We start from the raw sequence: 11,006 nt of genomic DNA, 5'->3' as shown, positions 1-11,006 counted from the left end.
GTAGAATCGATTTTATCGAAAGAGTGGCCTTTTTTCAATTTTTGAATACCTTATTTTGGTTAATCAACAGGCGTGCTATTAAACGTTAGAAGAGGCTCGAAGTTCCAAGGAAAATAATAGAATCCTGATTAGGCGGCCATTGGAGACAAAAAACAACCCTCCAAGCTATGGCTTGAAGGGTTGTTCGGAAGGTTCAACTGATATCGGCGACGATTTCGTCTTCCAGCACGAGCTGGATTTGATCCCGGAACACGCGGATATTTTGCTCCTTGAGCAGGTAGCGCTCGATCGCTTCCAGCATATTGGCGGCGATCAGGATCTGGCTGCGGCCTTCGGCGTGTACTTCTGCGGAGAAGCCATGCTCCTCGTCCCACATGAGTTCCACTTCGACTTGCGACGGATGAATCTGCTTTCGTTCGGCGATATTCAGGCATATCGCATTGATAATTTCTTGTTCCGATAGTCGCATACTGATAACCTCTTTACCCTATTATTAAAGTTGCTTCGGTTCTTCCTTCAACTTCTTACGGTCGCGGAAGTAGACGAAAATTTTACGGATGACGACGAACAGCACGACAACCGCAAGCACGTTTACCAGCATGCCGAGCAAGTCGCCGAGGAAGCCCATGCCGCCGAACAGACCTCCGAAGAGAAGACCCGCCAGACCGCCGATCATCAAGCCCTTCATCAGACCGCCGCTGAAAAAGCCCGGTTTCGCTGCCGGCGCCGCCGGTGTGCCGGCTGGCGTTTTGGAAGCGGCCGGCTCGGTTTTATTGACACCGTTGTTCGGCGTTTGCGTGCTGTTGGAACTGCTTGGCGTGTAGCTTTTTTTCGAGGACTTGTACCCCTTGGCATCGATCATGCCGGGCGCGGTGAATGAAAACACCAGCATGCAAGCCATCAAAATGAGAGACAACTTCTTCAACATCTTTTTGCATCCTCCATTACATAAATTAGACTTCTTGCAATAGGTTACTACGTATAATGTGGGCGATGGTTTCAGAATTTAACTTCCCTCCCACTTCTAAATCTTGCGAAGCTTGATGAAAGTGGGAGATGAATTCGGTAGGCGAAGCCTAAAGTCTTTTTTGTTGCCATATTTTCTATGATGAGATATAATCAGTCTTATATAAAATAAAGGCTATTATATCAATGGCATTAGACAACAGTAATCATTCGGTGTTATATCTGTATTATCATCTTGTTTTGGTCGTGAAATATCGAATACTTTTGGTCAAGAAGTTTTTGCTTACTTACAACGGGTGGCGCACCTCTTGAAGTGATCAAGAAATATATCGAAAATCAAGAGATGAAGTGAGGTGATTCGACATAGCAAACAAGGCCTATAAGTTCCGTTTGTACCCAACGCTTCAACAAGAACAACTGCTTGCAAAAACCTTCGGTTGCGTTCGTTTTGTGTACAACAAAATGTTGGCTGAACGAAAGGAAACCTACGAGCAATTCAAGGATGATCCAGATGCGTTGAAGAAACAAAAGTTACCTACACCTGCAAAATACAAGAGTGAGCATCCTTGGCTAAAGGAAGTAGATAGCCTTGCGTTAGCAAACGCTCAGCTCCATCTGCAAAAGGCATACCAAAACTTCTTTTCCAGACGTGCTGAATTTCCGAAGTTCAAAAGTCGCAAAGCAAAGCAGTCCTATACAACGAACGTGGTCAATGGAAACATCATGCTCTTGGATGGTTATATCAAATTACCGAAATTGAAACTTGTAAAAATGAAGCAGCATCGAGAAATTCCGTCACATCACATCATCAAGTCTTGTACGGTTTCTCGAACAAAAACAGGAAAATACTATATTTCGATCCTCACCGAATACGAACATCAACCGGTACCAAAAGAAATACAAGCTGTTGTTGGCTTGGATTTTTCCATGAACGGCTTATTTGTTGAAAGTGAAGAGGGGAAGACAGCCAATTCCCCTCATTTCTATCGTCGAGCCTTGGAAAAATTAGCGAAGGAACAGCGTATTCTAGCACGTAGAAAGAAAGGTTCTAACCGTTGGCATAAGCAGCGGTTGAACGTTGCAAAACTGCACGAAAGAATAGCAAATCAAAGAAAAGACTTTCTACATAAGGAATCACACAGATTAGCGAAACTTTATGATTGCGTAGTTATCGAAGATCTCAACATGAAGGGAATGTCACAAGCCCTTCATTTCGGCAAAAGCGTTGCCGATAATGCATGGGGCATGTTCACGACATTTCTCCAATACAAGTTGGAGGAGCAAGGGAAAAGGCTTATCAAAATAGATAAGTGGTTTCCCTCATCCAAAACGTGTTCAAGTTGCGGTCAAGTGAGGGAGTCCCTATCTCTTTCTGAGCGTACATTCCACTGCGATTGTGGTTTTGTTGCAGATCGGGACTGGAATGCTTCGATCAATATCAAGCGTGAAGGATTGCGATGGTTAGCATAATCATATATAGAGCATGGAACAGGCTCGATAGCTAAGTAAATTTCGTACCGCTAGGTACGATTACCTTAGAAGCCCCCACCTCTAAGCAAAGCGTAGGTGGCGGGTAGTTCACACGAACTTGTTACAATAAAAAAAAACACGAACAAAACAACAGAACAGAGGGATATTGCGATGCCTAATTATACCGAAGCGTATATTCAATATTTGGTGCACTTCCATGCGGAGCGCGATTTTTTCGAATGCCACGAGGTGATGGAAGAATACTGGAAGGAGCATCCGGAAGATCCTTGCCGCGAGGCTTGCGTCGGGCTGATTCAAGTGGCTGTATCGCTATACCATCAGCGGCGGGGCAATCGGGCCGGGGCGGTCAAAATGCTTGCGAGCTCGCTCCAACGGTTCAAGGACGAGCAGTTGGAGCAGCTTGGCATCGACGCGGCCGAATTCCGGCTGCGTCTACAGGCGCGTCAGCGTGAGCTGGAACAGGCCGATTTCATCTATACCGATCTGGATATTCCGCTGCGGGACGAGGCGCTGAACGCCTTATGCCGGGATGCTGCCGCTCAGGCGCAAGCCGAATGGGGACAGCCGAGCGACTTGAACGATACGTATCTCATCCATAAGCATACGCTGCGCGACCGTAGCGACGTCATCGCGGAGCGGGAGATGCAGAAGCAGCTCAGAATGGAGCGCAGGACGATGGGGGACGGCGTATGAGCCGGATGCCCGTAAGCGGCGATCCGCAGAAAATTATGGTTGTGGACGACGAGCCGCATATCGTCGAAGTCATACGGCTTTATCTGGAGCACGCGGGTTATGTCCCCCTTCTGCACTTTCGGGGCGGAGAGGTGCTGGAGCGGGTGAAGGCCGAAGCGCCCGACCTTGTGCTGCTGGACGTCATGCTGCCTGACGTATCGGGCTTCGAGCTGTGCAGCCAGATCCGCAAGCTGCCGGGAGCGCAAGGCGCTACACCGATTATTTTCCTGACCGCCAAGGGCGAGTCGATCGATAAGCTGCGCGGCTTTAACCTCGGGGTGGACGATTATATCGTCAAGCCGTTCGACCCGAACGAAATGGTTGCGCGGATCAAGGCCGTCCTGCGGCGCGCCGGGCAGTCGGGAACCGCTCTGCCGGTACCCGGGGAGCATGTCCCGAAACCGTTGGAGGTCGGCAATTTAAGCATTGATCTGGATCAGTATAAGGTAAGCTTAAACGGAAGCAGAGTCGACTTGACGCCCAAAGAGATCGAGCTGATGCACTTTTTGGCCGCCAGCCCCGGCAGGGTATACACCCGCGAGGATCTGCTCGGGTACGTGTGGAACTTCGATTTCAGCGGCGGTACCCGAACCGTGGATGCCCACGTGAAAAATTTGCGCAAGAAGCTCGGCTCCCATGAGGCCTGGACGATTCAAACGCTGTGGGGCATCGGGTACTCGTTCGAGGTGCGCGAGGTATGATCAAGCAGTGGCTGCGCAGCTTGTATATTCAAATTTTTCTTTCCTTTCTCGCCACGTGCGTGCTTGTGTTCGTAGGACTGGCCGTGTTTTGGAATTCTTATTTTACCGATTTTTTCTATAAGGACAAAAAAGAGCTGCTGCGCTCGCGTGCCGCCGAAGTCATCAAGCTATTGCCCGCGGTTCAGGAGGGGACGCTTTCCACAAGAGAACTGCGGCTCGGCAGCCGCATCATCGGCCGCAGTATGAACGGCTCGGTATGGCTGGTCAATGCGAAAGGCACGGTGTTGTACGGTTCGTCGGACCGGGAGGGAGCGGCGATTCCGAGGCCGCTTGAGCCGTTGCTCGCAGAAGGACTTAAAGGCAGGAGCGGGTATTCGGCAGGGCAATACAAAGTCGATCCGCACAGCAGGGAAGGGCTGCTGGCCTATTACACGCCCGCGGAGCTGAGCGGTCAGCCGATCGTCGTCATGATGCTCGTCCCTGCGCTGGAAAGCAGCGAAGCGCTAAAGGCCATCCGCTGGAATATTTTCGTTCCGCTGCTGTTCTCCTTGGTTGCCGTAGGGGTGATCCTTTTCATCTTGTCGCGCAAGCTGGCCGGTCCTCTTCAGCAAATGAACCATGCGGCGCTTGAAGTGGCGAACGGCGATTTTTCAACGAGAGTACCGGTCTCGTCCAACGACGAGGTCGGCGAACTGGCGCGCAGCTTTAACTTCATGGTCGGTCAGTTGGAGCAGTGGGACGACAACCGCCAGGAATTCCTGGCCAACGTATCGCATGAGCTGCGGTCGCCGCTGACGTCGCTGCGCGGGCTGATCGTCGCGATGAACGACCGGGTCATTCCGCCCGAGAAATTCTACCATTATTTGAAAATATGCGATCATGAGGTGCAGCGGCTGCAGCGGCTCGTAGACGACCTGCTCGACTTGGCCCGCATTCAGAACGGAACGGACGTCTTCCGGACGCGACCCGTTGCGCTGCCGGCCAAGGTGAGCGAGGTGCTGGAGCTGGTGCAAAGCGCCGCTTCCGACAAAGGGCTGGATGTGCGCTTGATCGACCCTGTGCCGGGAACGCCGCCGCTGCGGTGCGAGCTTGATCCGGACCGCTTTGCGCAAATTTTGCTCAACCTGCTATATAACGCGATCCGGTTCACGCCTTCCGGGGGAACGATTACCGTCGAGCTTGCCGCCGAAGGAGAGGAGGCCGTCATCGTCGTGCGCGATACGGGGATCGGCATGAGTGAGAGCGAGCTGCTTCGGATCTGGGATCGGTTCTACAAGGCGGAGCCGTCGCGCTCCGGCGATTCGGACGGTACCGGGCTCGGTCTGACCATCGTCAAGCATCTCGTCACGGGGATGAAAGGGTCGATAGCGGCAGCAAGCGAGCTCGGGAAAGGCACGGAGTTCCGGATCGCGTTCCCGCTTGTTTCCCCGTAGCGCTTTGGCAACTGATGGGGCTGCTGGAAACGATGCGCCTTGTGAAATAGCAAAAAACAAGCTAAGATTTAAAAATCGTCAGCCTAACCAACTTGGAACCGGCTCAATAGAAATAAGAAGGTAGAACAGGAAGGATGAAGTGCGAATGCCGAATTTACTATCCCAGATCATGGAGTACAACCGCACGTTTGTCGAGCAGCAAAAGTACGAGCCCTACTTAACCTCGAAATTTCCGGATCGGAAATTCGTCATTCTTACTTGCATGGATACGCGTCTGATCGAGCTGCTTCCGGCCAGCATGAATATTAAGAACGGCGACGTCAAGATGATTAAAACGGCCGGAGGCGTCGTCTCGACTCCGTTCGGCGGCATCATGCGCAGTATTATCGTGGCGATCTATGAGCTGGGCGCGGACGAAGTGCTTGTCATCGGCCATCACGATTGCGGGATGAGCCACATGAACCCGGATCGCGTGAAGGAGAAGTTTGTGGCGCGGGGAATTAAAGAAGAGACGCTCAAAACGCTGGAGTATTCGGGCATGAACCTCGAACGGTGGCTGCGGGGCTTCGAAGATGTCAACGAAAGCGTCAAAAGCAGCGTAAATCTGATCAAGAACCATCCGCTCGTGCCGGCCATCCCGATTCACGGGCTTGTCATCGACCCCTCGACCGGCAAGCTGGATGTCATCGTCGACGGCTATTAAGCCGTTCCCGGAACGAAAAAGGTGAGAAAGGCGATTCGCCTTCTCACCGGTTCGCGACGGCATTGCGCTTGTCAATCAGCCGCATGCTCGCATTGTAGATTTGTCCGCTGCTTTTCAAGACAAAGCAGTAGCCGCTCACTTGAAAGTCGATCGTCATGTTTTCCTCGAAAAACACCTCGTGCTTCCGGTCCATCAGCACTTCGAACGGCTCCCCCGCCACGATAAAATCGTTCCGGTCCGGCTCGTCAGTGATCCACAGCGTCGGCACGCCGCTGACCGCGCACCCGCAGCCCTCCGCATCGTAGACAAGCTTCAGCCGTCCGCCCGCTTGCCGGTCCAGGATGCGCCGGATTTCCGCTACCGCACTTTCCGTAAAGATGATTCGCATCTCACGTCACACTCCTTTCCTTTTTATCATACCTCATTTCGGCGATATTTGCTTCTGCTCTGCGAACACAGTATGATCAATGTATATCTTTGGAAAGGGGAATGCCCGTTGTCGACAGGAAATCTGGAAACCAAATTGACGGAATACAAGCAATATCTGAAAAAGATGAAAAGCTATGAGGAAGCCATCGGACTCATTTATTGGGACATGCGCACAGGCGCGCCGAAGAAAGGAATTGCGGCAAGGTCCGAAGTCGTCGGCGAGCTGTCCGGCGAGCTGTTCAAAATGTCAGTGTCGGACGAAATGGACTCGTTTTTGGACTACTTCGCTTCGTCCGGGGTACAGTCGGAGCTGTCGGCTATCGACCGCAGAATTGTAAGCGAGTGCAAGAAGGAGTACGACCGCAGCAAAAAAATTCCGCCGAAGCTGTATCAGGAATATGTGGTGCTTACCACGCAGGCGGAATCGGCTTGGGAAGATGCGAAGCATCAGGCCGATTTTCCGGGCTTCCAGCCGTATTTGGAAAAAATCGTCGATATGAACCTGCAGTTCATCGACCTGTGGGGCTACGAAGGACACAAGTACAACACGCTGCTTGATGCGTATGAGCCGGGCATGACCGTAGAGAAGCTTGATCAAGTGTTCGGGGCGCTGCGCGAGCAGGTCGTTCCGCTGCTGTCGGCGATTCAGGAGTCGGCTCACAAGCCGGAAACCGGATTCTTGAAGCAGACGTTCGACAAGGACAAGCAAAAGAAGTTCAGCTTATACATATTGGAGCAGATGGGTTACGATTTCGAAGCGGGACGCCTGGACGAAACCGTCCATCCATTTGCGACCGGCCTGAACCCGGGCGACGTGCGGATTACGACGCGCTACCTGCTGAACGATGTGAACAGCGCGCTGTTCGGCACGATCCACGAGGGCGGGCATGCGCTCTACGAGCAGAACATTTCGATGGAATTGCTCGGCACGCCGCTGTGCACGGGAACGTCGATGGGCATCCACGAATCGCAGTCGCGCTTCTGGGAAAATATGATCGGACGCAGCCGCCCGTTCTGGAACCGTTATTTCCCTGAGCTGCAAAAAAATTACGCCGGCCAGTTCGACAAGGTGAGCGTAGAAGATTTTTACCGCGCCACGAACGAGGTGAAGCCGTCGCTCATCCGGATCGAAGCCGACGAGCTGACGTACAACCTGCATATTATGGTAAGGTATGAGATCGAGAAGGCGCTGTTCAGCGGGGCGGTGAAGGTTGCCGACCTGCCGGAGGTGTGGAACGAGAAATACCGGGAATATCTCGGCATCGTGCCTTCCCATAACGGCGAAGGGGTGCTGCAGGACGTGCATTGGTCGGGCGGCTCGTTCGGCTACTTCCCGTCGTACGCGCTGGGCAACATGTACGCCGCGCAAATGAAACGCACGCTGGAGCAGGAGCTTGGCAACGTGGAAGAGCTGGTTCGCGAGGGCAATCTGATTCCGATCAAGTCTTGGCTGGCGGATAAAATATATCAATACGGCAAAAGCCAGACGCCGACGGAAATCATTACCCGGGTGACGGGCGAGGAGTTGAACCCGTCCTACTTGGTCGATTATTTGCGCGTGAAATATTCCGATATTTATAAGCTTTAATCCAACTGCGGGGACACGGTCCCCGTTTTTTTTATTTTCTCAGATGTAACCTTTTGGGTATTGTACCAGTCTATTCTTATGTCAGACGATTTTTTGTTTATCCGAAGGGAACAGACGACAAGGAGGCGACCGTGTATGCACAAGGAACTTCAAGCGGACATTGCCATTATCGGCGGAGGTGTCGGAGGCTGCGCAGCCGCGTTGGCGGCTGCCCGAATGGGAAGACAGGTCATCCTGACCGAGGAGACGGATTGGATCGGCGGGCAACTGACCAGTCAGGCCGTCCCACCCGACGAGCACCAATGGATCGAACAATTCGGCTGCACCCGCAGCTATCGAGAATTTCGCGACGGAGTGCGCGCCTATTATAAGACAAAGTTTCCGCTGACCGCAGAGGCGCGCTCGGTCTATTACTTAAACCCCGGCAACGGCGGTGTGAGCCGGATTGGTGCGGAGCCGAGAGCCTATTTGGCCGTTCTGCAAGATATGCTGGCCCCTTACGTGCACAGCGGCAGGCTCATGATCATGACCCGGCACCGGCCCGTTGCGGCCGAGACGGACGGCGACCGTGTACGGTCGGTTACCGTAATCGGGGAGACGGGTCACCGGCATACGATTCGCGCCGCATATATTTTGGATGCGACCGAGACGGGCGAGCTGCTTCCGCTGACCTGCGCGGAATATGTGACGGGCGCGGAATCGAAGCGGCAGACGGGCGAGCCCCATGCGTTGGACGGTGCGCCCAATCCGCGGGACATTCAGGCGTTTACCCACTGCTTCGCCATGGATTACAAGGAAGGCGAAAACCATGTAATCGATAAACCGAAGGATTACAACTTCTGGCGAAACTACCGGGCGGATTTTTGGCCGGACAAGCAGCTTAGCTGGGTATCGCCCGATCCGCGCACATTGAAGCCTGTGGAGGACACGTTGTTTTTGGGTACGAATAAATATTCGCTGTTTTACTACCGGCGCATCGTCGACAAAGCGAATTTCGCGCCCGGCACGTTTCCGAGCGACATTACGATTGTCAATTGGTCGCAGAACGATTATTGGCTCGGCAACGTGTACGACGTGAAACCGGAGGAAGCGCAGAAGCATGCGCGGCAGGCGAAGCAGCTCAGCTTGTCGCTCTTGTACTGGCTGCAAACGGAAGCTCCCCGCCCGGACGGAGGGGCAGGTTACCCCGGTCTGCGGCTGCGGCCGGATGTGGTCGGTACGGAGGACGGATTGGCGAAATATCCGTACATCCGGGAGTCCAGACGCATCCGCGCGGAGTTCACCGTGCTGGAGCAGCATGTGAGCGCAGCGGTGCGCGGCGAGCAGGGGGCGGCGCCGTTCCCGGATTCCGTAGGAGTCGGCTGCTACCGGATCGACCTGCACCCCAGCATGACGGGCCGCAATTATCTCGACATCTCATCGCTGCCGTTTCAAATCCCGCTTGGCAGTCTGATTCCGGTCCGGCTGGAAAACCTGCTGCCGGCCTGCAAAAATCTCGGCACGACGCATATTACGAACGGCTGCTACCGGCTGCATCCCGTGGAGTGGAACATCGGGGAAGCCACAGGTGCGCTGGCCGCTTTTTGCCTGCAAAACGGCTACCAGCCCCGCGAAGTGCGGAATACACCGGCTAAGCTCGAAGCGTTCCAGAAAGCGCTTGTCAATCAAGGCTTTGAATTGGCATGGCCGAAAATAACCGCCGTTTAACGAACTTGATACGAATTGAATGCTGCTTCGAGGCTGTTTCCGCGGATCTTCCGTGGAAGCGGCCTTTTTTGGCTTCGGCAGACATCCGCTCTCACCATTTTCTAGGCGCGTTCATATGCTGTCATATCTAAAGTTCGTCATGCGTTAAGACGCTGACAGGGAGGGACTGGCCTATGAAAACAAGGCGTCTGGGGAGAGCGGCGGCGCTTATGCTTGTGCTGGCGCTTGCGTTGTGCGCGACGCTCGCAGGCTGCGGTCCGAAGAAAAGCGGGGAGCGGGTGAAGGTCCGGGTCGGCGAGGTGACCCGGTCGATCTTCTACGCGCCGGAATATGTGGCGTTGGAGAAAGGATTTTTCAAAGAGCAGGGGCTCGATATCGAGCTGACGACGACGTTCGGCGGCGATAAAACGATGACGACGCTGCTGTCAGGCGGGATCGACGTCGCGCTGGTCGGCTCCGAGACGTCGATCTACGTGCATCAGCAAGGTACGAGCGACCCGGTCGTCAACTTCTCGCAATTGACGCAAACCGACGGAACGTTTCTCGTGGCGCGCAAGCCGCTCGAAGGCTCGTTCGATTGGAACAAGCTGAAGGGCTCAATTTTTCTGGGCCAGCGCAAGGGCGGGATGCCGCAGATGACAGGCGAATTTACGCTGAAGAAGCACGGTATCCATCTTCAGAACGATTTGAACCTGCTCCAGAACGTGGAGTTCGTCAACATTCCGACCGCTTTCGCATCGGGCACGGGGGACTACGTGCAGTTGTTCGAGCCGCAGGCATCGATGTTCGAGAAGCAGGGCAAAGGCTACGTCGTCGCTTCCTTCGGGGTAGAGAGCGGCAAGCTGCCTTATACGGTATTCATGGCGAAAAAGAGCTACATCAACAAGAACGCGGATACGGTCCAAAAATTCGCCAATGCCGTGCAAAAAGCGCAAAATTGGGTACAGCAAAGCAGCGTGGACGACATTGCGGCGGCCATCGCCCCTTACTTCCAGGACACGGATAAAGATATCGTCCGCAGCGTCATCAAGCGATACAAGGACCAAGGCTCGTTTGCTGCCAACGGCATCGTGGAAGAACAGGAGTGGAACAACCTGCAGGATGTGATGGAAGCGGCCGGGGAGCTCAAGAAGCGCGCCGATTACAACACGCTCGTCAACAATCAACTTGCGGAAAAAGCGAAACAAAACGTGAAGTAGTGCCTGTAGCCGTTATGGTCGACGAGGGCGCGACAGCGCTTCGGGATTGCCGTTGCA

The 11,006-nt window shown here is 53.8% G+C and carries 11 protein-coding genes and 1 pseudogene; 9 read left to right on the top strand and 3 right to left on the bottom strand.

Annotated features, from left to right (window positions below; all coding sequences use genetic code 11):
- Nucleotides 1-193: 193 nt before the first annotated feature.
- Nucleotides 194-469 (bottom strand): YxcD family protein, encoded by a 276-nt coding sequence (locus tag NLX71_RS23405; RefSeq protein WP_254366203.1) that lies wholly within the window; start codon nt 467-469, stop codon nt 194-196.
- 24 nt (nt 470-493) lie between these two features.
- Nucleotides 494-928: a hypothetical protein gene (locus NLX71_RS23400; RefSeq protein ID WP_254366202.1), complete on the bottom strand. Its 435-nt coding sequence runs from the start codon at nt 926-928 to the stop codon at nt 494-496.
- A gap of 294 nt (nt 929-1,222) precedes the next feature.
- On the opposite strand from NLX71_RS23400, the pseudogene NLX71_RS27140 reads away from it, so the two are divergent.
- The 6 genes and pseudogenes from NLX71_RS27140 to NLX71_RS23370 form a co-directional block, all read left to right on the top strand.
- Nucleotides 1,223-1,318, top strand: a pseudogene (locus NLX71_RS27140) (transposase); the annotation flags it as partial.
- An 11-nt stretch (nt 1,319-1,329) separates the two neighbouring features.
- Nucleotides 1,330-2,436 carry a transposase gene (locus NLX71_RS23390; protein WP_254366205.1) on the top strand — a complete coding sequence of 369 codons (1,107 nt, stop codon included), beginning with the start codon at nt 1,330-1,332 and terminating at the stop codon, nt 2,434-2,436.
- 171 nt (nt 2,437-2,607) lie between these two features.
- Nucleotides 2,608-3,150, top strand: coding sequence for a DUF309 domain-containing protein (locus NLX71_RS23385; protein ID WP_254366201.1), 543 nt, complete (start codon nt 2,608-2,610; stop codon nt 3,148-3,150).
- Entirely contained in the window at nt 3,147-3,890 is a 744-nt protein-coding gene (locus NLX71_RS23380; RefSeq protein WP_254366200.1) for a response regulator transcription factor, read from the top strand. The genes NLX71_RS23385 and NLX71_RS23380 overlap by 4 nt, the downstream gene beginning before the upstream one ends.
- A complete protein-coding gene (locus tag NLX71_RS23375; protein WP_254366199.1) occupies nt 3,887-5,323 on the top strand; it encodes a sensor histidine kinase in 1,437 nt (478 codons plus the stop codon). The genes NLX71_RS23380 and NLX71_RS23375 overlap by 4 nt, the downstream gene beginning before the upstream one ends.
- A gap of 145 nt (nt 5,324-5,468) precedes the next feature.
- Entirely contained in the window at nt 5,469-6,026 is a 558-nt protein-coding gene (locus NLX71_RS23370; protein WP_254366198.1) for a beta-class carbonic anhydrase, read from the top strand.
- A gap of 43 nt (nt 6,027-6,069) precedes the next feature.
- Here the strand turns inward: NLX71_RS23370 and NLX71_RS23365 are convergent, their stop codons facing one another.
- On the bottom strand, nt 6,070-6,414 hold the full coding sequence (locus NLX71_RS23365; protein ID WP_254366197.1) for an iron-sulfur cluster biosynthesis family protein: 345 nt from the start codon (nt 6,412-6,414) through the stop codon (nt 6,070-6,072).
- A gap of 108 nt (nt 6,415-6,522) precedes the next feature.
- On the opposite strand from NLX71_RS23365, the gene NLX71_RS23360 reads away from it, so the two are divergent.
- The 3 genes from NLX71_RS23360 to NLX71_RS23350 all read left to right on the top strand — a co-directional run bounded on the left by NLX71_RS23360 (nt 6,523) and on the right by NLX71_RS23350 (nt 10,949).
- Nucleotides 6,523-8,043, top strand: a complete 1,521-nt coding sequence (locus tag NLX71_RS23360) for a carboxypeptidase M32 (protein ID WP_302058409.1) — start codon at nt 6,523-6,525, stop codon at nt 8,041-8,043.
- Between the two features lie 135 nt (nt 8,044-8,178).
- Entirely contained in the window at nt 8,179-9,750 is a 1,572-nt protein-coding gene (locus NLX71_RS23355) for an FAD-dependent oxidoreductase (protein ID WP_254366196.1), read from the top strand.
- A 173-nt stretch (nt 9,751-9,923) separates the two neighbouring features.
- Nucleotides 9,924-10,949, top strand: coding sequence for an ABC transporter substrate-binding protein (locus NLX71_RS23350; RefSeq protein ID WP_254366195.1), 1,026 nt, complete (start codon nt 9,924-9,926; stop codon nt 10,947-10,949).
- Nucleotides 10,950-11,006 lie beyond the last annotated feature (57 nt).

Origin of the sequence: Paenibacillus sp. MZ04-78.2, assembly GCF_024213375.1 — a bacterium.
In the GTDB taxonomy this organism is placed as follows: domain Bacteria; phylum Bacillota; class Bacilli; order Paenibacillales; family NBRC-103111; genus Paenibacillus_G.
The sequence above is the reverse complement of the archived record's forward strand: the minus strand, read 5'-3'. Positions and strand labels throughout refer to the sequence as shown.